This is a genomic window from Branchiibius hedensis (genome assembly GCF_900108585.1).
In the GTDB taxonomy this organism is placed as follows: Bacteria; Actinomycetota; Actinomycetes; order Actinomycetales; family Dermatophilaceae; genus Branchiibius; species Branchiibius hedensis.
The window spans coordinates 3340117-3365998 of sequence record NZ_UESZ01000001.1 but is presented as its reverse complement, the minus strand read 5'-3'; the positions used below and the strand labels follow the sequence as shown (position 1 = coordinate 3365998).

The window sequence follows — 25882 nt, the reverse complement described above, 5'->3', positions numbered from 1 at the left end:
AGGACCCACGTCATGACCACCACACCCACCGCGTTCGCCCAGGAACAGGAGCAGAACCTGACCCGGTCCCTCGGCCGGTTCGACCTCATCTTCCTGTTGATCTCGGCCGTCGTCGGGCTGGAGACCCTCGGCCAGGTCTCCACCTTCGGAGCGGAAGCCTTCACCTGGACGGCCGTGCTGGCGGTGACGTTCCTGGTCCCCTACGGCCTGATCTTCGCCGAGACCGGTGGCGCGTTCACCGAGGAGGGTGGCGCCTACACCTGGGTGCGGGACGCATTCGGGCGCATGGCCGGTGCCGTCGCGGCGCTGCTGACCTGGGTGACCCAGCCGGTGTGGGTCGGCGGTTCGATGGCGTTCCTGGCCACCGAGGCCTGGAACGTGAATCTGGCGCACATCGCCTCCGGCTCGTTCGCCGACTACGCGTTCAAGCTGATCTTCGTGTGGGTGACGGTGATCGCGGCGATCGTGAGTCTGCGGTACGGCAAATGGATCCCGACACTCGGCGCGCTGCTCAAGGTCGGACTGCTGGTGCTCTTCATCGGCACGACCATCGCCTACGCGATCGAGCACGGCATCACCGATCTGTCGATCTCCGACTTCTCCCCGACCTGGATCGGCTTCTTCGGCGCGGTCCCGATCCTGCTGTTCGCCTACCTGGGCTTCGAGTCGGGCAACAGTGCGGCCGGTGAGGTGAAGAACCCCGCGCGGGACATCCCGTTCGGCATCCTGCGTTCCAGCGGCATCGCCGCGCTGTGCTATCTGCTGCCGATCTTCGCGATCCTGGCGGTGATGCCCAAGGACCAGATCAAGGGCATCAGCGGCTTCTTCGACGCAACCTCCACCGTCTTCTCGGTCTACGGTCCGGCCGCCGGCCCGATGCTGAAGGTCCTGTCGGTGTGTCTGGTGCTGATCCTGATGTCGCAGGGTGCGTCCTGGATGATCATCTCCGACCGGATGCAAGCGATCGCCGCGGCCGACGGTGCCTTCTTCGGCGGTTTCTTCGGTGTCTTCAACAAGCACCTGAGCACGCCGGTGCGGGTCAACTTCCTGTCCGGGGTCGTAGCGACGGTGTTCATGTTGGTCGCGATGCAGGTCAGCGGTGACGCCGGCGCGGTGTTCGCGGTCGTGCTGACCATCTCGATCACCACCTTCCTGCTCAGCTATCTGCTGGTGATCCCGGCGGCCATCCGGCTGCGCACGCTGCTGCCGGACGTGCACCGGCCGTTCCGGGTGCCGGTGTCGAACGCCGTCTTCACCGCGATGGGCGTGCTGTGTTTCCTGTGGATCCTGCTCGGGTCCTGGGTCGCGATCTTCCCGGGCACCCTGGAGGCGCTGGTCGGCGCGGACTACCCGTTCTTCGACACCTGGGGTGTGCACCGCGGCACCTTCGAGCTCTTCACGATCGGCACCCTCGTCGTCCTGATGATCCTGTGCGCCGTGGGCTACGTGCGTGGGGCACCGCTGCGGGCGAACCTGGCCACTCCCGAGCCGGAGCCGGTGCCCGCCACAGAGTGACCCCGTCCCGCCTGCTCCTCTGTCGACTTTGGATACGTGTGGCCGGTTTCGACGCCGCGAACCCGCCACATGTATTCAGACCCGCGCGAGGTGGGGTGACCGGACCGGGTGACGTCCCCAGCAACCCCGCGCATACTGTGCAGTAAGTCACACCGACGGCGGGAGCAGCATGGGCAACGAATCGTTCGACTACGTCATCGTGGGCGGTGGCAGCGCCGGAGCGGTCATCGCCGCCCGCCTCACCGAGGATCCGGCAGTCCGCGTCCTGCTGCTGGAGGCCGGTCCCGAACCGGATGCCGACGAGATCACCATCCCGGCGGCGTTCACATCGCTCTTCAAAACCAAGTGGGACTGGAACTACACGACCACCTCCCAGAAGCAGCTCGAGGGCCGTCCGACCTACTGGCCCCGGATGAAGGCCCTCGGTGGCTGCTCCTCAATGAACGCGATGATCTACATCCGCGGCAACCATCTCGACTACGACACGTGGCGGGACGAATTCGGCTGTGCTGGTTGGGGATACGACGAGGTGCTGCCCTACTTCATCAAGGCCGAAGACAACCAGAGCATCCACGACGAGTACCACGGCAACGCCGGACCCCTGTGGGTCGAGGACCGCCGATACACCTTCCCGTTGACGACCGCCTGGGTCGAATCGGCGATCGCCTCCGGCCTCAAACGCAACGACGACTTCAACGGTGCGGGCCAGGAGGGCGCCGGCCTGTACCAAGTGACCTGCAAGAAAGGGAAGCGCTGGTCCACCTGGAAGGCCTACCTCGAGCCGGCCCGCAAGCGCCCGAACCTCACCATCCGGACCGGTGCCCTGGCGACCCGTGTGGTGCTGGACGGTCAGCGGGCCACCGGCGTGGCCTACCTGACCGGCAGAGACGAGCACACGGCGTACGCCGATCGCGAAGTCATCCTGTCCGGCGGCGCCGTCAACTCGCCCCAGCTTCTCCTGCTCTCCGGCATCGGCCCGGCAAATCACCTGCGGGAGTTGGATATTGACGTGGCTGTCGATCTCCCGGGCGTGGGGGAGAACCTGCACGACCACCCGGCGGTCCCGATCATCTGGCGGACCAGGGGCGCCGACGATCCGGCTGCCATGCAGAACATGGTCAACCTGGGCAAAGCACTCGTCGGTGGTCGTGGCCCGCTGTCGTCGAACATCGGTGAGGGCGGCGCCTTCTTCACCAGTCGCGACGGTCTGGCGGCCCCGGACATCCAGATCCACGTCGCACCGACGTCGTTCTACAACAACGGACTCAACGAACCCAACGTCCGCTCCGTCACCACTGCGCCGACACTGGTGAACGTCGCCAGCCGCGGGACGTTGCGGCTGCGCTCGACGGACCCGCGCTGGGCGCCGACGATGGATCCGGCGTACTACGACGACCAGACCGACCTCGACGCCATGCTCGCCGGTTGCCGGCGGGCCATCGACATCGCTCGGAGTGGACCGTTCGCGCAATACCTCGCGGGGGCGGCCCGACCAGCCAGCAGTGATCCGAGCGACGAAGAGCTGACCGCACACATCCGCGCCTACACCCAGACGCTCTACCACCCGGTCGGCACCTGCGCCATGGGCGACGGCGAAGATGCCGTCGTCGATCCCTCCCTGAAAGTCCGCGGTGTCGAAAACCTCCGTATCGCAGACGCATCCGTGATGCCGATGGTCCCCCGCGGCAACACCAACGCACCCACCATCATGGTCGGCGAGAAGGCTGCCGACCTGATCCGAAAGGACGCTCGATGACCCTGACCGCCGACGCTCCCGTCACCACGACCGACGAGCAGCCGAAGACCTTCGACAGCTACAACCCCACCACCGGCGACGTCTACGCGACGTATCCGATCGACGACGCGGCCGCAGTGCAGGCTGCGGTGGAGCGTGCCCGCGAAGCTGCCGACTGGTGGGCCGGCCTTGGTTTCAAGGGCCGCGGCAAATACCTCGACCAGTGGCGCGCCGTCCTGGCTCGCCGGATGAACCAGCTCGCCGACGTCGTCTACGCCGAGACCGGTAAACCGCACGGTGACGCCGCCCTCGAGGTCGGCATGGCCATCGAGCACCTCGCGTGGGCGACCAAGCACGCCAAGAAGGTGCTCGGCAAGCGGCACGTCTCCAGTGGTCTGGTCATGGTCAACCAGCGCGCGACCGTGGAGTACCTGCCGCGTGGCGTCGTCGGAGTCATCGGCCCGTGGAACTACCCGGTCTTCACCCCCATGGGCTCGATTGCCTATGCCCTCGCGGCGGGCAACACCGTCGTCTTCAAGCCCTCGGAGTTCAGCCCCGCGATCGGCACCTGGCTGGTCGACGCCTTCCACGAGGTACTGCCCGACCACGACGTCCTGCAGATCGTGCGTGGCTTCGGTGAGACCGGAAATGCCCTGTGCACCAGCGGCGTCGACAAACTTGCCTTCACCGGCTCCACCAGGACCGGCAAGAAGGTACTGGCCGCCTGCGCCGAGACGCTGACCCCGGTGGTCATCGAGGCCGGCGGCAAGGACTCGATCATCGTCGACGCGGACGCCGACGTGGACAAGGCCGCCGAGGCTGCCGCCTGGGGTGCCTTCTGGAACGCCGGTCAGACCTGCATCGGCATCGAACGCGCGTATGTGCACGAGAAGGTCTACGACCGCTTCGTCGACAAACTGGTCGAGCGGGCCAAGGCCGTCCAACCCGGCGTCAACTACGGCCCGATGACCATGCCCGCCCAGGTCGAGGTCATCCGCAAGCACATCGACGACGCCATCGCCCGGGGTGGCAAAGCGCTCACCGGTGGCGAGGTCACCGACGGTTTCATCCCCGCCACGGTGCTGGTCGACGTACCTGAAGATGCTCTGGCGGTGACCGACGAGACGTTCGGCCCGACGATCACGGTCCGCAAGGTCACCTCCGCCCAGGAGGCGATCGACCTGACCAACGCCAGCGAATACGGCCTGGGTTCAGCGGTGTTCAGCAAGAAGAACGGCACCTGGATCGCCGACAAGGTGCGCTCGGGCATGACCGCCGTCAACGCCGTACTCGTCTACGCCGCCATCCCGTCGCTGCCGTTCGGCGGCGTTGGCCAGTCCGGCATCGGCCGGATCCACGGTGAGGACGGCCTGCGCGAATTCGCTCAGCCCAAGTCGGTCGTGAAGCAACTGATGCCGGCCGCGCTCAACGTGACCTCCTTCGACCGTGGGCCGACCGAGGACAAGCTGTGGGGTTCGCTGATCCTGACGTTGCACGGGCGCGCCAACCAGTTCCTGAAGAAGCAGTAGCCCGCCACCGGTGAGCGCAAGCCCGGCGATACCGTCGGGTTTGTGGTCATCACCGACGTCAACACCTCGATCCTGCGTTCGCCTCTGCACACGCCCTTCGTCACCGCCTTGCGCCGCACCACGACCTCCGACTCCCTGCTGGTCACCATCACCGACGACGAAGGCAGGACGGGGTACGGCGAGGCGCCGCAGATCTGGCAGGTCACCGGAGCATCCATCCCGGGTAGTCAGGCGTGCGTCGAGGAACTGCTGGCGCCACTACTGATCGGCCAGGACCCCCGGGCGTACGTCGACCTGATCCACCGCGTGCGCGGCGCCGTCGCGGGCAACGAGGCAGCGATCTGCGCCGTGGATGTCGCCCTGCATGATCTTGCGGCACGGGTCGCCGGGATCCCGCTGGTGCAATTGCTCGGCGGCAGCGCAGCCACCACGGTGGAAACCGACGTGACCCTCGCCGCGGGCACCGTCGATGAGTTGGCCGCTGCAGCGAAAGCGCGTGCGGCGGAGGGATTTTCGGTGCTCAAGGCAAAGGTGGGCACCGGCACTGCTGAGCAGGACGTCGCCCGGGTCAAGGCCATCCGCGACGCCGTCGGTCCGGACGTCACGATCCGCCTCGACGCCAATCAGGGCTGGACGCCACGCGAAGCGGTCCGGGCGATCCGCGGTCTGGAGGATGCTGATCTGCGCATCGAGTTGGTAGAGCAACCGGTGCGCCGTCTCGACATCGAAGGACTGGCCTGGGTCAGCGACCGGGTCGAGTTGCCGATCCTGGCGGACGAGGCTGTCTTCAGCGTGCACGATCTCGTCACCGTCATCCGGCATCGGGCGGCCGACATGGTCAACGTGAAGTTGGCCAAGTGCGGCGGCCTCCTGGCGGCCGGCACCCTGCTCGAGCTGGCGAAGTCCGAGGGCATCGCCACCATGGTCGGTTGCATGATGGAGTCCGAGATCGGGGTGGGGGCCGCGGCCAGCCTGGTGGCGGCGTACGGGACGAGCGTCGTCAGCGACCTCGACGCGCCCTGGTGGTTCGCGAGTAGTGCAGTACGGGGCGGAATGGCATTGCAGAGCAACCAGATTCACCTGGCCGACCTGCCCGGTAGTAGTGTGGATCGGATCTTGGAGTAATCGGCTGTGTCGGGGGAAGTCCCGACATCCGCCCACTAGGTCGCACAGGCTCGGCACAGATAGCGTTTCGATCGGTCGCAAACCCTCGCGGCCGAACGCAACGCCGGGTTCCATACCCTGCCCGCTCGGAGGAAAACCTGATGAAGAAGCTGTCCCGTTTCGCTGCCGTCTCCATGCTGGTCGCTACACCGGTCACCCTCGCCGCGTGCGGTGGTGGTGACGACAAGCCGGCCAAGGCCGATGTGAAGTCCGGCTACAGCAAGCTGCTCAAGACGTCGCTGGGCGCGGACGCCTCCGCCGGTGGCGACATGATCGACAAGATCTCCTCGTGCACGGTCGACAAGATCTACGACAAGGCCACGACGCAGACCCTCAAGGCGATGGCCTCCGGCGACAAGAGCACCAAAGCCGACGACAAGGACGAGACCTTGCTGACCGACGCCACCAAGGACTGCACGACCAGCGCGATGAAGGGCTGAGTTGGTCCTACAGCGTGAACCGCAAAAGCGCCGCCGCCGGCGTCTGGGCCGGAAGGTCAGCCGCGCGTACGGCGAGTACCCCGGCGTCGGCGCGCACTGCACGACGGACGATTTCGTCGACCACGCCATAGTTCTCGGCGGTGTCCGCGTCCTCGATCGCGATGGCTCCTTGCTCGTCGACCGTTCCGTTCACCACGGCATCGATGTCGAACGCGATGACGTCGATCGCCCCGGCCGTCGCCGCCCGGGCGATGTCGCTGAGGTCGGTGATCGCCCGGCCCTGCGAGGCAAACGTCGCGAACCGGTCGTTGAAATCCTGCACCTGTTGGGCGTAGATCTCATCCAGGATCGGGCGGGCCGCTTCGGCGAGCTGCTGGTCGCTGAGGTCCTCGGGATTGCCCTCGATCGAGCGCGGCGCCAAACCCTGGTAACTGTTCACCGACCGGTAGATGCCGTCCAGCGGCTGCGTCGTCGCCAGGATCAACGGGATCCCGGAGCCGGTGAGCAGCGGACGCAGTGCCTGGTCCACGCCGCGCGCATACTGCCGCAGCCGCACCTTCTGGCCCTCCGAGCCCTGCAGCCGCCGAACGGGCGCGCGGTCCTTGATCGAGGACTTCCCGACGTACGACGCGGCATCCGTCGGCAGGTCCGGCACCGTGACCGTCTCCGCGGCCGTGTCCGGCACGATCTCGACCAGTCGCGCCGCGTTCTGGGACAGCGCCAACACGAACGCAGTCTGCGCGAAGGTCACCGTGCGCAGCAGCGGCTTGAGCAAGAACCGATCGGAAACGTCCACCCGAGAAGACAATTCGTTGGGCAGCCGGAAGCTCGTGAGGTGGTCGCCGTCGACGAACACCGCGAGCGAACGGGCTTGATAGATCCAGAAGTTCTCGTCATCGATCAAGTCATCCAGGGCCTCGGTGATCAACCCGAGCCGGCCTCGTTCCAACTCCGCCTCACGCAGGATCCCCACGGCCTCGTCGCGAGCGTTCTTCAGTTCGATCCGTGCCTGGGCAGCATCAGAGGGCAGCGTGCCAGTGGGCAGATAGATGGAGACACAACCTGGCGCTTGCACCTCAGCCAGCTGGCGGATGGTGGCGACGGACGGGATGTCAACGTGCAACATGAGCACTCCTCGGCTGGGCGCCGCGCCGGTGCGAGCGCCGATGACTCAATCCTCCCACGCGCTCCTTTCACCGCTCAGCTGACCGGCTGGAACCGACAGCCCTACGCTGTGGATAGGAGGAGATTCATGGACTACGGACACGAACTGAAGTTCGGCCTGTTCCCCACCCCGGACGCTTCCAACGCCCAGCGGGTCGTCGATCTCGCGCTGCTCGCGGAGGACGTCGGGCTCGACCTGGTCAGCGTGCAGGACCACCCCTACTCGCCGATGCTTGACGCGTGGACCCTGCTGTCCGTGATCGCGGCGCGTACCCAGCGCGTGCACGTCTCACCTAACGTCGCGAATCTGCCGTTGCGACCACCCGTCGTCCTGGCCCGGTCGGCGGCCACCCTGGACGTGTTGTCCGGTGGGCGTGTCGAACTGGGTCTGGGATCAGGCGGTTTCCAGGACGCGATCAAAGCCGCCGGCGGGCCAACCCGCACCGCGAAACAGTCTGTGGATGCCTTGGTCGAGGGCATCGAGGTCATCCGCGGAATCTGGGGCCCGATCGGTGGGCCGGCTGTACAACACCCCGGAACGCACTACGACGTCAGGGGGATTCGCCCTGGACCAGCGCCAGTGCACCGCATCGGCATCTGGATCGGCGCCTACAAACCGCGCATGCTGCGCATTACCGGCCAGTTGGCGGACGGCTGGCTGCCCAGTTCGTCGTACGCCACGCCGGACGTTCTCGACGACATGAACCTGGCCATCGACCAGGCTGCCATCGCCGCGGGACGCTCTCCGTCCGAGATCACGAGGCTCTACAACATCATGGGCCGTTTCGGCAGCAACGACGGCTTCCCCACCGGTTCGGCCCGGGAGTGGGTCGAGCAACTGGCCGAGCTGACGGTGGACAGCGGTATGTCCACCTACATCCTGGCCTCCGATGACCCCGACACCATTCGCCGGTTCGCCGGTGAGGTGGCACCCGGGGTGCGCGAACTCGTTGCCGCAGAGCGCTCTTCGTCTCCAGAGGAACCGCTGGCGTTGGGTTCACTGACCGATGCACTGCCCACCGCTCCACGCGCGAAGGCGACGATCGAGGCGTCGCCGCTGACCGTCGTACCCACGCCGGCGCCGGTGACCCGTCGCTCCACCGAGCAGCCGTGGGACGAGTCGACCCGGCCGCATCGCCCAGCGGCCGATCCGACGCGGCTCTACACCGCGCACGAGCAGGCGAGCGGACAGCACCTGGTCGACATCCACGATCAACTGCGTCAGGAGTTGGAGCAACTTCGCGGCATCGTCGACCAGGTGATCGCCGGTCAGCTCGATGTTGCCGAAGCTCGTTCTGCCATCAACGAATCCACCATGCGACAGAACAACTGGACCGCTGGGGTCTACTGCGCTCAATACTGCCGGGTCGTCACGACGCACCACACGATCGAGGACGTGAGCGTCTTACCGCACCTGCGCTCTGCTCAACCGTCGCTGGATCCGGTCATCGACCGGCTGGAGGAGGAGCACCGGGTGATCCACGGCGTGCTCGACGGTGTCGATCAGGCCCTCGTGGCGTTCGTCAGCGAGCCCGATGGTCCGGACCGGCTGCAAGACGCCCTCGATCTGCTCAGTGACACCCTTCTTTCACACCTGTCGTATGAGGAGCAGGAGCTGGTCGAGCCGCTGGCGCGACTGGGGTTCTCCTGAGGGATGCACCGCCTGCTGACTGCGGCATTGGCGCTGGCCTTCTTCACGGTCAGTCCAAGCTATCCACCACCTGGCTCCGCCGAGCTCGCCGCCCTATCAACGGTGCAGCCCAGCGTCGAATCCACCTGCAGCAACGTTGTTTTCCTCACTGACGGCTATCGGGCCGCGACCACGGGCTCGTCGTACGGTCAGCTCCCCGCCCGCGCGGGTTGGCGGGTCGAGTTGATCCGGTACGACGACGCGATCGTCGGCATCATCCAGCCGCACACGCTCGACTGGACCGTGGATCATGCCGTACCCGTCGTGGTGCAACGGGTGCGATCCTTCCACGCCGCCTGCCCGGCTGCTCACATCACGTTGCTCGGCTATTCCTTCGGTGCGTTGATCGCGGGCGACGCCGCGGAGCACTTCGCACACTCCGATGATGTGCCACGCCAACAGTTGAACGCCGTGCTCTACGGAGACCCACGAAGACCATTGTCCCGCAATGGAATCGAAGGATGGGCCGGTGGCTACCTGACGGTGATGGCCACCGTGCCCGGGATCACCGCCTCTGCGCCACGCGACTTCGGCGAACTGCGGGTTTCGGAGGTCTGCAACCAGAACGACGTCATCTGCAACGCTGCGAACCCGCTGACCAATCCAGCGGCGTTCCGGGCGGAGGTGGACGGCTACCTGAATGGCGCGCACTACTACGCGATGGACCCGTGGCGCGATGCCCAACCCGGTGACCACTATGTCCCCGCGACAGGGCCGCTGACCTACGGCGGACCCGCCGGGGATCTGCCGACACCCCGCGAACTCACCCAACCCGGCGGCGTGGACGTTGCCGGTCTCCTGCAGTGGCCGCTGAACTATCTGGTGAACCGGTTGGATTGGGCGGAGGGTCTGTCCCGCTTCGGATTACCCGGAGACGCCCTGATCCACGAGTTCATCGCCTGGTCGGAGCGCAACGGGGTGCAACTCTAGACCGCTTCAGACCGCTTTAGACAGGCGCGGGATAGCGACTGACCCACGGTGCTGCCTGCTCCAACTGGGCTGCCAGGGCGAGCAACCCGGCGTCCTCACCGAGCCGTCCGACGAACTGCACGCCGAGCGGCACCCCGTCGGCGGTCCAGTGCAGCGGCACGTTGATCGCCGGCCGACCGGTCATGTTGGCCAGCTGGGTGTACGGCACCCAGCCGAGCGCTTGCTCGACGAGGTCGTCGGCAATTCCGCTGAGCGCCAACAGCTTTCCGGCTCGTGCCCGCGCGATGACCCGCGAACCCACCTGCAACGCGTGCGGCGTCTCGGTTTCACCGACCTTCAGGGGGACCTTGGCCAAGGTGGGCGTCAACAACAGGTCGTAGGTGTCCTGGTAGTCCACCAGCGACCGGGTGAACTCGTGGATCCGCTCCAGCGCCATGAACACCGGCCCGATGCCGGTCGCACGCCCTAGCTCAGCGACCGCCAGGGTGTCCGGTTCGAAGTCGGCGTCCTTGGCTCCGAAGATCTCCTTGATCCGGGTCACCTGGCCGTAGAGCTGGGCGAACCAGATGGTCAGGAAGTCCCGTGACAGTTGCGCATCGTCGTACGGCGGCTCGACCTCCTCGACCTGGTGGCCGAGCTCGGTGAGCACCTGCGCAGCTTCCTCGACGGCCTGGATCGCGTCAGCGTCCGGCGAAGGATTGATGGCCGACTTGGTGGAGTAGCCGATGCGCAAACCGGTCGGCGGGGTCTGGATCGCGACGCTGAACGGCACTGCGGGCTGGACGATCTGGGTGCCCTCGTACTTGTTCGGCCCGATGATCGCATCCAGGAAACCCGCTGTGTCGCGGACGGTTCGGGAGACGACGCCCTGGGTCACCCAGCCGAGGAGCGGATCACCCTCGACCGGACCGAACGGCGTCAGCCCGCGACTGGTCTTCAAGCCCACCAAGCCGCAGCACGCTGCGGGGATCCGGATCGAGCCGCCGCCGTCGTTAGCACCTGCCACGGGCACGATCCCGGCGGCGACCGCCGAGGCGGAGCCGCCGGACGAACCACCGGAGGTACGCTCCAGATCCCACGGGTTGCGGCACGGTCCCCACAACGTCGGCTCCGTGATGCCCTTCGAGCCCAACTCCGGCGTGTTGGTCTTGCCGAAGATGACCACGCCTGCGTCGAGGAACTTCTGCACCACGCTCGAGTGCTCCGTGGCCTTGGCGTTGCGCAGTGCGGCGGTGCCGTGACTGGTCGGCAGACCGCCGTACTCCTGCAGCAAGTCCTTGATCAAGAACGGAACTCCGGCAAACGGACCGGTGAGCGGTTCGGTCACCCGTCGCTCAGCGATCGCATCCATTCGCCGCACGATGGCGTTCAGTTTCGGATTGACCTGGTCGGCCCGTTGCTGGGCCAGAGCCAGCAGGTCGGCGGCGCTCGCCTCGCCGTCGGCGACCTTCGCGGCCAGGCTCGTGGCGTCGTACGTCGAGTATTCGCTGAGTTCCACCTGGGAAGAGTACGTGGTCAGCGTGTGATGTGAGCCACATACTGTGCACATGACGCTCGACACCGCATCCGCCTGGACGTTCCGCAATCACTGGATGAGTCACGTGGGACGGCACGCCCAGATGCAACCGGACGGTACGGCGCTGCGCTACCTGGGTGCCGACACCAGCTGGGCGGCCCTCGACGAGCGATCGCGCCGGCTCGCCGGTGGTCTGCGGGGTTTGGGGGTCGAGGCGGGCGACCGGGTGGCCTTGCTGTGTCTGAATCACCCGCAGTTCGTCGAGATCGTCCTGGCCGCGAACCATCTGGGTGCGATCGCGGTGCCGCTGAACTTCCGTCTCACCCCGCCCGAGGTCGCCTACGTGCTGCAGGACAGCGGGGCGAAGGTCGTGTTCGCAGATTCGCCTCTGCTACCGGCCCTTTCGCAGGCCGGCGAGCTGACCGTGGTCGACGTGGGGTCCTCGGCCGGTGACCGGTGCGCGTACGACGATCTGCTGGGTGAGCCGATCGAGCACGGCGACGTGCCGGAGTCGGCGACCGCCTTGTTGATGTACACCTCGGGCACCACCGGGCGGCCCAAGGGCGCGATGCTGTCGCACGCCAATCTGGCGGTGCAGTCGATGACCTGTATCCGGGCGATGGAGACGTTCGACGAGTCGGACATCGGCTTCATGACCGCACCGTTCTTCCACATCGCGGGGCTCGGATCGTTGGCACCCAACCTGCTGCTCGGCGTACCCACGGTCATCCATCCACTTGGTGCGTTCGACCCGGCGGCGGTCTTGGATGCCTACGAACGTGAAGGCGCCACAGTGGTTTTCAACGTGCCGCAACAGTGGCAGCTGTTGTGCGCGGAGCAGGAGGCCCGGCCGCGGTTGCTGAAGTTGCGGGTACTGACCTGGGGCGCGGCCCCCGCGTCGGACGCGTTGTTGCGACAGATGGGAGCGACGTTCGACGGTCTGATCGTGGCCGTCTTCGAGCAGACCGAGACCTCACCGATCACCTGTGTCCTGCGTGGCGAAGAGTCGTTGCGGAAGCTGGGCTCGGTGGGTCGCCCGATCCCGACCATCCAGTACCGGGTCGTGGACGAGGCGATGCAGGACGTCCCGGTGGGCACGGTCGGCGAAATCGTCTACCGCGGGCCGCAGGTGATGCAGGGCTACTGGAACAAGCCGGCAGAAACGGCAGCGGCCTTCTCCGGTGGTTGGTTTCACTCCGGTGACCTGGTGAAGCAGGACGACGAGGGCTTCGTCTGGGTGGTCGATCGCAAGAAGGACATGATCATCTCCGGCGGCGAGAACATCTACTGCGCCGAGGTGGAGAACGCGATCGCCGACCACCCGGCGGTGCTCGAGGTGGCGGTCATCGGCCGACCCGATCCGCAGTGGGGTGAGGTGCCAGTGGCCAACGTGTCGCTGCGCCCGGATTCCGAACTGACCATTGAGGAGCTGACCGACTTCCTCGGCGACCGGCTGGCGTCCTACAAGCGGCCGAAAGAGTTGGTGGTCCTGGAGGCGCTGCCCCGCAACGCGAGCGGGAAGATCCTCAAAACGACTCTGCGCCAGCAAATCTGACCAGCTACGGAGTCTGATCCCAGCGCTGGCTGTAGCGGCGCAGCGCCTGCAATTCAGCGATGCCAGAGACCGTCTCCGACCTGAGCAGGCTGCCGATACCACGCAGTCCAGCATCGACAGCGGCTTCGGCGTCTTGCGAAGGAGTCGTCAACGAACTCTCGGGTCTGACGTCACGGCGATCCGCTGGAATCCCGTCCAGCAACCGGTAACTGTCCAAAATCGTCTGCGCAGCCTGGCGTGCGGTTTCCTGATCCAACACCGACAAGTTGGCAATCGCAGCGGTGAACGAAGCCAGATCCGCAGCGTCGATAGGTCTTCCGTGCGTGGACAACGCATCACACGCGGCCCGCAGCAGCCGCTCCACCTGCTCGACGGTCGCCCCAACGCTTCGGCCGCTCGCACGCAAGCGATCCATCTCCCGATGGAGGTCGCGGCTGGCACGGCAGAATTCGCCATCCCGCAGCGCGAAAAGTGCCTGCTTCGCCCATGCCGCATCTCGCGGACTTCCGAGTGCCGCAACCGCACCCGGGAGGTATGCGACGTCAGGGCAGACCTGGAACCGGGGATTGTCACGGATCCAGTGCGAAACATAGAACGCTGCTCCCGCCAGCGCGGCAACGACCGCAAGGAACACCAGTGAGACGGCGAGCGGCGGCTTCGGGCTGTCGCCCAATGTAAGGCGGAAACTGCCCACGGCAATGACTGTTCCCGCCATCCCCACGTAATCCAGCGCGCCATTCTGAAGCCACCCCGCGACGGCCGGTGCGCGGCGTACGTCGGGACACACCACGAACCGGTGCACCGGCCCTTCCTCTTGCTGAATCGTTAGTTCGACCCCGCGCTCGACCACCACCGCATCGAAACGGGTGACGTCACCGGATCGCCACCGGCCGGACAGCGCCCGGCTCGGCTCCGGATCGCGGCCGGGCTCGGATAACCGGTCGATCCGCTCGTCGAAGCGCTTGCTGGACAAGCTCTCACCCAAGACTGGACTCGTCCCAGCGCCTGCTGTAGCTGCGCAACTCCTTCAGCCCGGTCACCCCCGCATCGGTGTGGCGGTCCACGATGTCATCGACGGCCCGCATCGCAGCATCTACCGCGTTATGCGCATCCTCACTCGGAGCCGACCCACCCACCGGAGCTACTGCGCGGCGATCAGGCGGAATCTCGTCGAGCAGCCGGTAACTGTCCACGACAGTCTGTGCAGCCTGCCGCACCGTCTCCTGCTCCAGCACCGGCAAGCCCGGCACAACGTCGATAAGGACTCGCAGCTCACTCGCGTCATCGCTCCTATCGTGCTCGCGCGAGGCTGCAGCAGCGGCTGACACCAGCTCAACGATCGCCCCCACTGGATCGCCGGCAGCCACCGCCGACGGCGGATCGACCATCATGTGGTGCAGCAGAGTACTGCCGGCGCAGAAGTTGCCGTCCCGCAGCGCGTTGACAGCCTGAGTTGCCCACGCTGTGTCGCGTGGATCGTCGGCAAGAGCAAGCGTCTCGGGCAGGGTCGCCGAGTGAGAACACCGTTGGTAACGGGTCGCCGATCCGGACCAGAAGTAGAGCCGGGTGAACGCGAGCGCCACGAGGAGAAACAGCAGGACGAACGGTGGCCCGAGGGCTTCCGGTATGACCGGAGGCTGTTCTACGCCATTGTCGTCAGGCATCGGAATGGTCGCAAAGAGCGATATCGCTGCCATTCCTAACGATCCGAAAATGATGTATTTGCTGCCGAACGCATAGAAGTCGCCGCGCGTCACTGCCGGGCTGTGGTCATACCGATAGAGCCAATAGCGTTGTCTAGGGCCGCGCTCCTGGCGCACGGTCACCTCGACGTCGGGCCCTATCTCCCGCGCAGCGAATTCGACCACCGCGCCATCCAACTTGCGGCCGAGGAAACTGCGTGTGGGCCACACGACATTGTCGTCAACCGGTCCACGCCTCATGCTGCCCCCTTGTCCGACTCACATCGTATGCAGGACGGGTCTCAGAGGTAAGCCGATACCGTGGAACCATGCCGGGCGAAGCGCTGACCATCGACGGTCTCGACCCGCGGTACGACGCGCGGCGGCCCACGGTCGAAGACGTCCCTGCCGTCACCGCGCTTCTGCGGGCCCACCAGCTTGCCGCCCACGGCTCGGCCAGCGTGGACCCCGACATGGTCGAGACGAATCTGGTCGGCTACGGCTCGTGGACCCGCCGACAAGCCCTGGTCTTCGACGACAGCACGCTGGTGGCGTGGCTCTCGGTGCACGACCGGGCCGCCGGGCGCAGCATGGTCGACGTCACCGTCAGCCCGGACGTCCCCCAGACCGACGCTGCGGCGATCGCGCGCGCTCTCTTCGGCTGTGCTGAGCGCCTGGCCCGTGACATCGCCCGGGCCCGGCAGTTGCACAGCACCCTGCTGGACTCGGGTGCCTACGAGACCGACGCCCGTCAGCAACAGTGGCTCACCGACTACGGCTTCGAGAAGGTGCGGACCTGGTTGCAGATGAGCCGCCCGGTGACTGCCCAGGACGCGACCGGCGTACCTCCCGCGCGCGAGGGCGTCACGGTCCGGTTGGTCCGCCAGCACCCCGACGGCCTGCCCGTCGCCGAAGACCTGCAGACGGTGCACCAGGTGCTCGAGGAGTCCTTCCAGGACCACTTCAGCTCCTACCGCGAGAGCTTCCCGGAGTTCATCATGCGGTTGCGTGAGGATCCCGGACACCGTTGGGACCATTGGTGGTTGGCGACCGTCGAGGTCGACGGTGAGGAGTTGCCGGCGGGGGCCGTCGTCACCACCGTGCTGCCCGAGGACGCGGACGGATTCGAAGGTACGTACGTCGATTACATCGGTGTGCATCGCCGGGCCCGTGGCCGTGGGGTCGCCAAATCCCTTCTCAACAAAGTCATTTCAGAAACTGCCAAGCGCGGTGGCAATCGCGTCGGCCTGGAGGTGGATGCGGACTCACCGACCGGAGCCGACGGCCTCTACACCTCGATGGGTTGGGTGACCAGCTACCGCACCCAGTCCTGGCATCTGGAGCTCGACCTGCACTGAACCCGTCATCGGCGGGCGCGGCGGGTCTCCTCCCGCATGCGCTCGACCGTCGCCACGAGTTCGGCGGTCTCCTTCTGCCGGGTGCCCGGCGGGTACTGCGCAGGTTGCCGACAGATTCGATCGAGGCGCTGGGCGTCGTGCGCGAGGCTTGCCGCCTGCACGGCGGTGAGCCACTCCCTGGACCGGCTCAATCCAGCAGCGATGTCACCGGAGCCGGTCCGGCCGAGGGTCAGGATCACTTCGCCGAGCCAATCTGCCTGGTAGTCGGCCAGATTCGCGTCCTGGTTGCGTTGCTGGCTGGAGGCTTCGAGCAGCGCTTCCCGTAGCCGGAACATCGCTTCCTGCACCCGACCGTCGCCCCACGACAAGTGTTGTTGCCGGCACGCCGTGACCACCTCCTGCGCCCGGTCGACGACGGCCTCCTGCTCGCTGCGGGTGGTGCTCGCGACCCACTCCTGCAGTTGCGCGGCGTCCCGCGGACGGCCGCTACGCGTCAACTCGCGCTGCGCCGCGAGCAGCTCCGAGTGTCGGTAGCCCGTCACGACGAGCGGGCCGGGTGGGTCCACGTCGGCGAGAACGCTCACCCTCTCCATCGACTGCTGCGGATCGAGATCCAACGGATCCTGTTGCGACCATTGCGACTTCGCGTACTGCTCTAAGGCTCGCAAGGTGGTTGTGTCACTGACGAAGCTGGCCGCTTCGGCTTCTCGCAGCACGTTCTGCGCCGCTTGCACGATCCCCGCGAAGCGTTGCTCCGGCGTCACGCCGTCCTCGTCCGCGGTCCGCCGCAGATAGCCCGGGATCTCCCGCAGCGCGCGATGGCCCTGCACGATCGCCGCGGCCGCCGCCTGGGTCTCTGCCTGCTGCTGGATACCCAGGAAGGACTGGCGCCGCCCCACCCGAGCCGGCAAATCCGTGTCGGTGCCGTCGACCGCCGTGCTCAACACGTCACGGGCCTCAGCGAACACATCGCCGCCGCTGGGCTGCTGACCAGGCGATCGGCGTACGTCGAAGTGACGGGTCAGCCACCAGGTCAAGGCGACCACCAACAGCGTCCACGCGACGAACAACAGCCACATCCGGCCACACCCCCTTCGTGACCTCATCTTCTCCCGCAACCGGCTGGATACCGCCCAAAGTGGCGGCCTTGAACCCCGCGCGGTGAGTAGCGTGATCGCAGTCCATCTCAGCGAGGAGAGCACCGTGTCGGATCTGCAGGTCGTTGCCACCATTCCCGCCAAGCCCGAGGCTGCCGACGCGATTCGCGCCGCGCTCAGCGCGCTGGTCGAGCAGACCCGGCAGGAGGAGGGTTGCGTGTCCTACGACCTCTTCGAGTCGGCCGCCGCGCCCAACACGTTTGTGACCGTGGAACGGTGGCGTGATCAGGCCGCGCTCGATGAGCACATGCGTTCACCCCATCTGGCTGAGGCGTTCGCGGCGGCCGATGGCGCGCTGGCCGGCGACGTCGCGATCCACCCACTGGTGCCCGTCGAGGACTGACCCCGCGCCCGGCGGGGACAGCGTAGGTTTTGAGCATGCGCTCCGACACGCTCACCCTGACCGCCGGCGACGGCACCCAGCTCCACGTCTACCGCTGGCTGCCCGACGGCGAGCCGACCGCGATCGTGCAGATCGCGCACGGGATGGCCGAGCACGCCGGCCGTTACGAACGCTTCGCCCAGGCCCTCACAGACCATGGCTACGCGGTGTACGCCGAGGATCACCGTGGTCACGGCGTCACCTCCGAGACGACCGGGGTGGGGTACCTCGCGGACGGCGACGGCTTCGACACGGTCGCCGAGGACTTCGTGACGGTCTTCGACAAGGCCAGCGACGAGTTCCCCGGCCTCCCCAGGGTGCTCTTCGGGCACAGCATGGGCTCGATGCTGGCCCGACACTTCGCGACCAAGCACAGCGACGACATCTCCGCGCTGATCGTCTCGGGCACGGCAGGTGACCCCGGCCTTCTCGGCAAGGCCGGCAAGGTCGTCGCCACCCTGGAGTCCAAGGTCCGCGGCAAGCGCACACCGAGTCCGCTGATGAACAAACTGGTCTTCGGCGAGTACAACAAGGCGTTCAAGCCCAACCGCACCGACTTCGACTGGTTGTCGCGCGACGAGGCCGAGGTCGACGCCTACATCGCGGATCCGCACTGCGGCAAGGTGTTCAGTTCCGGCTTCTACGCCGACCTGCTCTCCGGGTTGGACCGGATCAACTCCGAGGAGCACGTCGCCACGGTGCGCCGCGACCTGCCGATCCTGCTGATCGCGGGCGACAAAGACCCGGTTGGCGACAACGGCAAGGGCGTCGAGGCCGTCGGCGCGCAGTACGAGAAGCTCGGCGTCACTGACGTCACGGTGATCCTCTACCCCGGCGCCCGCCACGAACTGCTCAACGAGACCAACCGCGACGAGGTCACCGAGGGTGTCCTCAGCTGGTTGGAGCAGCACCTTCCGCAGTAGTCGCGTCCGGGGCGTGCTCTGCGGCGCGCCGCAACTCGTCCAGTTCTTCCTCGGCCTCTGGCAACAACACGCTCAGGTGCTCTTCATCGGCCAGCAGTTTGGTGCCCAGGAAGGTGAGGATGATTCCGGCGAGTGCCCACACCAGGATCGTCACCAGGAACGGCCACACACCTGCCCCGTCGAAGTAGACGACCCGTCGGATCGCCTCTGTCGCTGACCCGTTCGGCAGCCAATCGCCGATGACCCGCCAGAAGGTCGGCAGCACATCGGTCTGGTAGGCGCCGCCCGCGCTGGGGTTACCCAGCACCACGAAGAGCAGCACGGCAAGTCCGATCCCCAGCACCCCCAGGAAGGATTGGAAGGCGATGGTCACGCTGCTCGCGGCGTACGACACCAACGTCCCGATCCCGACCAACGCCCAGAAGTGGCCGGTGATGGCCCCCAACCCCTGGTCGACGACCAGGGCGCCGCCGAGACCGGACAGGAAGGCGTAGGGCAGTAGACCCAGCACTCGGGCGGAGGCGCGGGTCAGGTTGTGCGCCCGGGTGCCCTTGGCGACACCCAGCAGTGAGGCCACCAGGTAACCGCCGACCATCCAGCCGATCGCCAGGTAGAACCCGGTCAGACCGCGCCCGTCACCCGATTGCAGAGGTACGACGTCCACGGACTTGATCGTGCGCTGCTGTGTCGCGGTCGCCTGGGTGAACAGCGTTTCCATGCTGGTGACAACCGACGTGCCGCCTCCGCTGGCCACGAGCAGGGTGTCCTGCGTGCCCGAGGGGTTGATCACGAAGGCCGCGCTCACCTCGACGTCCTTGATCTGCTGCCGAGCGGCCGCCTCACTGGCGACGACATGCGCCTTAACCGGCGAGCCGTCGATGCCGTTGAGCTTGGCCACGGTCTGCTCGCCGACCTGCTGGGTGGGCGCGACCACCGCAACCGGCACATCCTTCGGCTTCGGCTCGTGGAACGCCCCGACGTAGGACCAGATGAACGCGACCTGAAGGAGCAGGACGCCGATCATCAGCACGACGGTGCGGGCATCGATGGAATCGCGCAGCTCTTCGGCAAACGTCGGAGCAGCGTGTTTGGGTTCGCGGGGCATGAAACTTCCTACGGCCAAGAGTTGTTCGGGCGCAAGGGCACCCCTACATCATTTCGACACTACATCTGTAGTAGGAGGGCTCGCCAGCCGAACCGGCGTGCGTCTACTCACACGGCCAGCCCGCGATCGGCGTACCGGGAAGCGCAGTGGTCAGGTTCTAGGAGAGATCCGGGATCCAGGAGACATCGGCGGCAGCAAACGTCTCGATCGCTCCCAGATCCGCGGGCCGAAGACGGGACCAACAACAAGACCCCGGCCCATGAGGACCGGGGTCTGCTGATCTGTGCGCGAGGGGGGAGTTGAACCCCCACGCCCTTTCGGGCACACGGACCTGAACCGTGCGCGTCTGCCTATTCCGCCACTCGCGCGAGTGCCGGTCTAGTGTGCCTGTTCATCGGCCGATTCACCAAACTGAGTGGCGCCCAGCTCGGGTCCAGCGCGGCTCGCCGATCGCCACACCTAGCGCAGTTACCATGATCGTGCCCTGCGCCAACGCCCAGGGCAGCCGTCACGCACAACGCGCGCGGCACCGACCGGGAGGCCAGACATGGGTGTGTTCGAGAAGCTGGAAAGGCGCCTCGACAAGAGCGTGAACTCTGCCTTCGCCCGGGCGTTCCGCTCCACAGTGCAACCGGTCGAGATCGCCAGCGCCATCCGCGGCGCAATGGACGACACCGCCTCGCGCACCAAGCGGGGTGAGCAGCCGGTGGTGCCCAACGTCTTCACCGTCTACCTGTCCACCGAGGACCACGCGGAGCTCACCAAGGACGAGAAGGGCCTGGCCGACCAGCTGATCGCGGCCACCGCCGAGCACGCCGACACCCAGCGGTACGCCGCGCGCGGACCGTGGGCGGTCACCTTCGAGTTGGACGACACCCTGGAGACCGGCGTCTTCCGGTTGCGGCCCTCCATCGCCAAGGACCCCGCGGCGATGAACGAAGCACCCGCGAGCGCCGAGGCTGCCTCCGACGAGCCGTTCAACGTCCGGCCGGCGGGTCTGGGCGCGGCGTACGCCCAGTGGCAGCAACCGCCGGTCGAGACGTTCGACGAACGGGTCGAGGACCAGTCACCGTTCAACGCCCCGCAGTACGACGAGCCCGACTTCAACGCGAACACCTGGCAGGACGAGGTCGACGAGCGCGACCCGTACGCCGCGGCTCCCCGCCAGTTCCAGGCCCGCCCGTACCTGGTCATCCAGGGCGAACGCTACGAACTGGCCGGTGCGATCACCGTCCTTGGCCGTGACGAGGAAGCCGACATCATCATCTCCGACCCGGGCGTCTCCCGGCGGCACAGTGAGATCCGGGTGACCAACGACGGCCCGCACAAGGTCGCCTCCGTGCGCGACCTCGGCTCCACCAACGGCACCTACGTCAACGGCGACCAGATCACCTCCGCGCGGTTGCGGAACGGTGACCGGATCACCATCGGGCGCACCAGCATGACGTACGGCGACGGGTCCCGCCGGTGAGCGGGCAACCCCCCAGAGGTGCTGCATGAGCGAACTGACCATCACGCTGATCCGGTTCGGCGTGTTGATCGCCATCTGGGCGTTCGTCATCGCGATCGCCCTCGTGCTGCGCAACGACCTCTACGGCACCCGGGTGGTGACGCGCGGCGCGACGGCCGCGAGCGCCGTACCTCGCGAGCGGGCGCAGCGCCGCAAGCGCGCCAGCGGCCCGACCCATCTGATGGTGACCGACGGTTCGATGCGCGGCAGCCGCATCCCCCTGGGCGACACACCGATCCTGATCGGTCGCAACCCCGAGTGCAGCCTGGTCCTGAGCGACGACTTCGCCAGCGGGCGGCACACCCGCATCTACCGCGACGGCCTGCAGTGGTACGCCGATGACCTGGGCTCCACGAACGGCACCTTCGTCGAGGACCGCCGGATCAGCGAGCACGCCGCGTTGAAGCAGGGCAGCGAGATCCGGATCGGGCAGACCGTCCTCGAGGTGCGATGAGCATCGCTCTGCGGTACGCCGCGCGGTCCGATCTGGGCCTGGGCTCCAAGGCGCGCAACGAGGACTCCGCCTACGCCAGCCCGGACCTGCTGATCCTGGCCGACGGTATGGGCGGTCACGCGGCCGGTGACGTGGCCAGTTCCACCGTGGTCGCGCACCTGCTGGAGTTGGACGACGACTCGCACGGCGCCGATGACGTCCTGCGCGACCTCGGTGATTCCGTGGCCGGCGCCAACGCCCGGCTGACCGACTACATGACCGCCAACGCCGACCTGGACGGCATGGGCACCACGTTGATCGCGCTCGTGCGGTCCGGGGACATGTTGGCCCTGGCCAACATCGGTGACAGCCGCGCCTATCTGTTGCGCGATGGCACCTTCACCCAGATCACCAAGGACCATTCGTTCGTCCAGTCGCTGCTGGACGAGGGTCGGATCACCGCGGACCAGGCCGTCCACCATCCGCAGCGTTCGCTGGTCACCCGGGTCCTCACCGGTCGACCCGACGACGAGCCCGATCTGTCGCTGCGCGAGGCCAAAGTCGGGGACCGCTACCTGCTGTGCTCCGACGGCCTGTCGGACTACGTCGCCGGGAGCACGATCGAGGAGATCGTCCGCACCGCCGACACCGTCGAGGAGGCCGCGGACCGACTCATCGAGATCGCCTTACGCGCCTCCACCCGGGACAACGTGACGGTGGTCGTCGCCGATGTCGTCGAAGGTGATGACGACTCGGCCACCCAGGACCCCACGGTGGTCGGTGCCGCCGCGACCCGCACCGTCGGTGATCCGTCCTCGCCCGAACCCCGCACCCCCGCGGAGAAGGCCGCTGCCCTGCGACGGTCGCTGTCCGATCCGTTGCCGGAGCAGGAAGCCACCGACGAGTTGGAGTTGGCCGAGCAGTCGCGTCGGCCCCGTTGGCTGCGCTGGAGTGTTGTTGCTGCTGTGGTCGCCGCGGTCCTCGGGCTGGCCACGTACTTCGGGTACGCCTGGACCCAACAGCAGTACTACGTCGGTTCCGCAGACGGCAATGTCGCCATCTTCCAAGGGGTTTCGCAAGACATCGGGCCGATCCGGCTCCATTCGGTCAAGGAGCGCACGGACATCGCGCTGACCGATCTGCCCAGCGCGTTCCGCCAGCAGGTCAACGACACCATCTACGCTTCCTCCTCCGAGGACGCCCAGCAGATCGTCACCAACTTGCGGGTCCAGCAGGCGGCGTGTCAGTCCAACCCACTGGGGTGCAGCTGATGAGTATCGTCACCGCCGCCGCGCCGCGCACCCGGCGCAACACCGAACTGCTCCTGCTGATCTTCGCGATCGCGATCGTGCTGCTGTGCTACACCAACGTGGGGCTGGCCATCGACGGCACAGTGCCGGCCGATCTGGTCACCCTTGGGGTCGGGTTTGCCGCGCTGACCCTGGTGTTCCACCTGGTCCTGAGGTGGCGGGCACCGTACGCCGATCCGGTCCTGCTGCCGATCGTCACCCTCCTCAACGGGCTGGGTGTGGTCATGATCCACCGGATCGATCTGGCGAAGGGGTTGTCGATCGGCGAGGGCGCGGCGCTGCGCCAGTTGATGTGGAGTGCGCTGTCCATCGTGTGTGCCGCGCTGTTGGTGATCTTCCTGCGCGATCACCGCCGCCTGCAGCGCTACAAGTACACCTTCGCCCTCGCCGGGCTGATCCTGCTGCTGTTGCCGTTGCTGCCGGTCATCGGCCGCAACGTCAACGGCGCTCGCATCTGGATCGGCCTGGGCGGCTTCACCTTCCAGCCCGGCGAGCTGGCCAAGATCTGTCTGGTCATCTTCTTCGCGGCGTATCTGGTGCAGACCCGGGACGCGTTGTCCCTGGTGGGCCGCCGGGTGCTGGGGTTCCCGTTGCCGCGAGCGCGCGACCTGGGCCCGATCATCGTGGCCTGGCTCGCCAGCCTGGTGGTGCTGGTCTTCGAATCCGACCTGGGCACCTCGCTGATGCTCTTCGGGGTCTTCGTCGCCATGCTCTACGTGGCCACCGAACGGGTCAGCTGGATCGCGATCGGCATGGTCCTCTTCGGGGCCGGTTGTTACGTCGCATATCTGCTGTTCGCGCACTTCCGGGTCCGGGTGGATCTGTGGCTGGACCCGTTCACCCCGGGCATGTCCGACCAGTTGGCCAAGGGCCTGATGGGGATGGCGGCCGGTGGACTGTTCGGGACCGGTCTGGGTCAGGGGCACCCGGAGATCACCTACTTCGCCAACTCCGACTTCATCATGGCCTCCTTCGGGGAGGAGTTGGGTCTGGTCGGCGTCGCGGCGCTGCTCACCTGCTACGTGATCATCGTCGAGCGAGCACTGCGCGCCGGCGTCGCCAGCCGGGACTCCTTCGGCAAACTGCTGGCCACCGGCTTCGCCGCGATCGTCGGCTTCCAGTGCTTCACCGTGCTGGGTGGGGTGATGCGGGTGATCCCGTTGACCGGTCTGACGACACCGTTCCTGTCCGCGGGTGGCTCTTCGCTGCTGGCCAACTGGTTGATCATCGCCCTGCTCCTGCGGATCAGCGACGGTGCCCGTCGACCGGACATCGCCGCACGCCCGATCGCACTGGGCGATGAGCCCACGCAGGCGGTGCCGGCCCGATGAACGCACCGATCCGCCGCCTCGGCCTGGTTCTCGCCGCGATGTTCTGCGCGCTGCTGGTGGCCGCCACCACGATCCAGTTCGTGCAGGCGCAGAGCCTCAACGAACGCCCCGGCAACCGGCGCACCCTGCTGGCGACCTACGGCAAGCAGCGCGGTGCGATCCTGGTCGACGGCAAAGCGGTGGCCCAGTCCGTGCCGGTCGACGACGACTACAAGTACCTGCGCACCTACCCGCAAGGCAAGCTGTACGCCAGCGTCACCGGCTACTACTCGATCGTCTACGGCACCAGCGGGATCGAGAACTCCTACAACGACCTGCTCTCGGGCAGCTCGGACAAACTCTTCTACCGGCGGATCGTCGACATGGTCACCGGTCAGAGCCAGAAGGGTGCCAGCGTCGAGCTGACCATCAATCCCAAGGCACAGCAGGTCGCTGCCGACGCGATGGGCAGCCAGCGCGGCGCGGTCGTCGCCCTCGACCCCCGCTCCGGTGCGATCCTGGCGATGTACAGCTCCCCGTCGTACAACCCCAACTCCCTTGCCTCGCACGACCTTTCGTCGGTGATGAAGACGTGGCAGCAGCTCACGACGGAGCAGTCCAATCCGATGCTGAACCGGTCGATCAATGAGCTCTACCCGCCGGGATCCACGTTCAAACTGATCACCTCCGCCGCCGCCCTCAGCAGCGGGAAGTACACCACCCAATCCGAGCTGAACGGTGCCGCCCGGCTGCCGTTGCCCGGTACGTCCATCTCGCTGCCCAACGACAACGGCCAGGCGTGCGGCGCGAACGACAAGACGACCTTGCAACATGCACTGACGATCAGCTGCAACACGGCGTTCGGGTCGCTGGGTATCGACCTGGGCGAGGACGCCCTGCGCAACCAGGCCAGCAAGTTCGGCTTCAGCCAACCGGTCACCGTCCCGATGAGCGTCACCCCCAGCGTTTACCCGACCGGGATGGACAAGGCCCAGACGGCCATGTCGGCGATCGGTCAGTTCGATGTGCGGGCGACCCCGCTACAGATGGCGATGGTGGCCGCGGGCATCGCCAACGACGGCAAGGTGATGACGCCGTACCTCGGGCAGACGGTGCGCGACGCCAATCTCAACATCATCCAAAGCGCCGACCCGAAGCTGTTCTCGACCGCGGTCACGCCACAGGTCGCGAATGACCTCACCACGATGATGGTCAGCGTCGTCGACGAAGGCACCGGCACCAAGGCGCGAATCGATGGGGTGAAGGTCGCGGGCAAGACCGGCACCGCCGAGACCGCCGCGAACCGCAACGCCGACGTGTGGTTCGTCGGCTTCGCGCCGGCGGACAATCCGACGGTGGCCGTCGCGGTGCTGGTCGAAGACGGCGGCACCGCCGGCCAGGAAGCCCTCGGCGGCACCGTCGCGGCGCCGATCGCCAAGAAGGTCATGGAAGCGGTGCTGCAGCAATGAACCCG

At 66.8% G+C, this 25882-nt stretch carries 22 protein-coding genes and 1 tRNA gene; 16 read left to right on the top strand and 7 right to left on the bottom strand.

The genetic code is table 11. The features are described 5' to 3' along the window. Positions 1-12: 12 nt before the first annotated feature. The 5 genes from DR843_RS16325 to DR843_RS16305 all read left to right on the top strand — a co-directional run bounded on the left by DR843_RS16325 (position 13) and on the right by DR843_RS16305 (position 6383). On the top strand, positions 13-1515 hold the full coding sequence (locus tag DR843_RS16325; RefSeq protein ID WP_109687504.1) for an APC family permease: 1503 nt from the start codon (positions 13-15) through the stop codon (positions 1513-1515). A 169-nt stretch (positions 1516-1684) separates the two neighbouring features. Continuing rightward, entirely contained in the window at positions 1685-3271 is a 1587-nt protein-coding gene (locus DR843_RS16320) for a GMC family oxidoreductase (RefSeq protein ID WP_109687503.1), read from the top strand. Beyond that, complete coding sequence (locus DR843_RS16315; RefSeq protein WP_109687501.1) at positions 3268-4779, top strand: aldehyde dehydrogenase family protein; 1512 nt, start codon at positions 3268-3270, stop codon at positions 4777-4779. Before DR843_RS16320 ends, DR843_RS16315 begins: the two co-directional genes overlap by 4 nt. Before the next feature lie 42 nt (positions 4780-4821). Further along, on the top strand, positions 4822-5904 hold the full coding sequence (locus DR843_RS16310; RefSeq protein WP_109687499.1) for a mandelate racemase/muconate lactonizing enzyme family protein: 1083 nt from the start codon (positions 4822-4824) through the stop codon (positions 5902-5904). A gap of 140 nt (positions 5905-6044) precedes the next feature. Further along, complete coding sequence (locus DR843_RS16305) at positions 6045-6383, top strand: hypothetical protein (protein ID WP_109687497.1); 339 nt, start codon at positions 6045-6047, stop codon at positions 6381-6383. A gap of 7 nt (positions 6384-6390) precedes the next feature. Here DR843_RS16305 and DR843_RS16300 read toward each other — a convergent pair whose 3' ends face one another. Next, positions 6391-7509, bottom strand: coding sequence for a baeRF11 domain-containing protein (locus tag DR843_RS16300; RefSeq protein WP_109687495.1), 1119 nt, complete (start codon positions 7507-7509; stop codon positions 6391-6393). Between the two features lie 126 nt (positions 7510-7635). On the opposite strand from DR843_RS16300, the gene DR843_RS16295 reads away from it, so the two are divergent. Continuing rightward, positions 7636-9198, top strand: a complete 1563-nt coding sequence (locus DR843_RS16295) for an LLM class flavin-dependent oxidoreductase (RefSeq protein ID WP_109687493.1) — start codon at positions 7636-7638, stop codon at positions 9196-9198. A gap of 3 nt (positions 9199-9201) precedes the next feature. Further along, on the top strand, positions 9202-10167 hold the full coding sequence (locus DR843_RS16290) for a cutinase family protein (protein ID WP_109687492.1): 966 nt from the start codon (positions 9202-9204) through the stop codon (positions 10165-10167). A gap of 16 nt (positions 10168-10183) precedes the next feature. On the opposite strand, the gene DR843_RS16285 is transcribed toward DR843_RS16290, so the two are convergent. Continuing rightward, entirely contained in the window at positions 10184-11665 is a 1482-nt protein-coding gene (locus DR843_RS16285) for an amidase (RefSeq protein ID WP_109687490.1), read from the bottom strand. Positions 11666-11714: 49 nt separating this feature from the next. On the opposite strand from DR843_RS16285, the gene DR843_RS16280 reads away from it, so the two are divergent. Further along, entirely contained in the window at positions 11715-13238 is a 1524-nt protein-coding gene (locus DR843_RS16280; protein ID WP_109687489.1) for a long-chain-fatty-acid--CoA ligase, read from the top strand. A gap of 4 nt (positions 13239-13242) precedes the next feature. On the opposite strand, the gene DR843_RS16275 is transcribed toward DR843_RS16280, so the two are convergent. Then, positions 13243-14211, bottom strand: a complete 969-nt coding sequence (locus tag DR843_RS16275) for a hypothetical protein (protein WP_146202605.1) — start codon at positions 14209-14211, stop codon at positions 13243-13245. A gap of 4 nt (positions 14212-14215) precedes the next feature. Beyond that, a complete protein-coding gene (locus DR843_RS16270; protein ID WP_170119901.1) occupies positions 14216-15064 on the bottom strand; it encodes a hypothetical protein in 849 nt (282 codons plus the stop codon). Between the two features lie 185 nt (positions 15065-15249). On the opposite strand from DR843_RS16270, the gene DR843_RS16265 reads away from it, so the two are divergent. Then, the gene (locus DR843_RS16265) at positions 15250-16278 is read left to right on the top strand and encodes a GNAT family N-acetyltransferase (RefSeq protein ID WP_109687483.1); all 1029 of its coding nucleotides are present in this window, start codon (positions 15250-15252) and stop codon (positions 16276-16278) included. A 5-nt stretch (positions 16279-16283) separates the two neighbouring features. On the opposite strand, the gene DR843_RS16260 is transcribed toward DR843_RS16265, so the two are convergent. After that, positions 16284-17357, bottom strand: coding sequence for a hypothetical protein (locus tag DR843_RS16260; protein WP_109687481.1), 1074 nt, complete (start codon positions 17355-17357; stop codon positions 16284-16286). A gap of 91 nt (positions 17358-17448) precedes the next feature. Here DR843_RS16260 and DR843_RS16255 point away from each other — a divergent pair, with 91 nt between their 5' ends. After that, positions 17449-17778: a putative quinol monooxygenase gene (locus tag DR843_RS16255; RefSeq protein WP_245934161.1), complete on the top strand. Its 330-nt coding sequence runs from the start codon at positions 17449-17451 to the stop codon at positions 17776-17778. 35 nt (positions 17779-17813) lie between these two features. After that, positions 17814-18740 carry an alpha/beta hydrolase gene (locus DR843_RS16250; RefSeq protein WP_109687479.1) on the top strand — a complete coding sequence of 309 codons (927 nt, stop codon included), beginning with the start codon at positions 17814-17816 and terminating at the stop codon, positions 18738-18740. On the opposite strand, the gene DR843_RS16245 is transcribed toward DR843_RS16250, so the two are convergent. Together DR843_RS16245 and DR843_RS16240 are read right to left on the bottom strand one after the other, a co-directional pair. Beyond that, a complete protein-coding gene (locus DR843_RS16245; RefSeq protein ID WP_109687477.1) occupies positions 18709-19845 on the bottom strand; it encodes an ABC transporter permease in 1137 nt (378 codons plus the stop codon). The genes DR843_RS16250 and DR843_RS16245 overlap by 32 nt on opposite strands. Before the next feature lie 284 nt (positions 19846-20129). Further along, positions 20130-20213: transfer RNA gene (locus DR843_RS16240), tRNA-Leu, on the bottom strand. A gap of 179 nt (positions 20214-20392) precedes the next feature. Between DR843_RS16240 and DR843_RS16235 the strand changes: the two genes are divergently transcribed. Genes DR843_RS16235 through DR843_RS16215 form a run of 5 tightly spaced genes read left to right on the top strand, consistent with a single transcriptional unit; the run spans position 20393 to position 25877 of the window. Further along, positions 20393-21316 (top strand): FHA domain-containing protein, encoded by a 924-nt coding sequence (locus DR843_RS16235; protein ID WP_109687475.1) that lies wholly within the window; start codon positions 20393-20395, stop codon positions 21314-21316. A gap of 25 nt (positions 21317-21341) precedes the next feature. Further along, positions 21342-21809 carry an FHA domain-containing protein FhaB/FipA gene (locus tag DR843_RS16230; protein ID WP_109687473.1) on the top strand — a complete coding sequence of 156 codons (468 nt, stop codon included), beginning with the start codon at positions 21342-21344 and terminating at the stop codon, positions 21807-21809. After that, positions 21806-23059 carry a PP2C family protein-serine/threonine phosphatase gene (locus tag DR843_RS16225; RefSeq protein ID WP_109687472.1) on the top strand — a complete coding sequence of 418 codons (1254 nt, stop codon included), beginning with the start codon at positions 21806-21808 and terminating at the stop codon, positions 23057-23059. The genes DR843_RS16230 and DR843_RS16225 overlap by 4 nt, the downstream gene beginning before the upstream one ends. Then, a complete protein-coding gene (locus tag DR843_RS16220) occupies positions 23059-24429 on the top strand; it encodes an FtsW/RodA/SpoVE family cell cycle protein (protein ID WP_109687470.1) in 1371 nt (456 codons plus the stop codon). Before DR843_RS16225 ends, DR843_RS16220 begins: the two co-directional genes overlap by 1 nt. Then, the gene (locus DR843_RS16215) at positions 24426-25877 is read left to right on the top strand and encodes a peptidoglycan D,D-transpeptidase FtsI family protein (RefSeq protein ID WP_109687469.1); all 1452 of its coding nucleotides are present in this window, start codon (positions 24426-24428) and stop codon (positions 25875-25877) included. The genes DR843_RS16220 and DR843_RS16215 overlap by 4 nt, the downstream gene beginning before the upstream one ends. Positions 25878-25882: the final 5 nt, after the last annotated feature.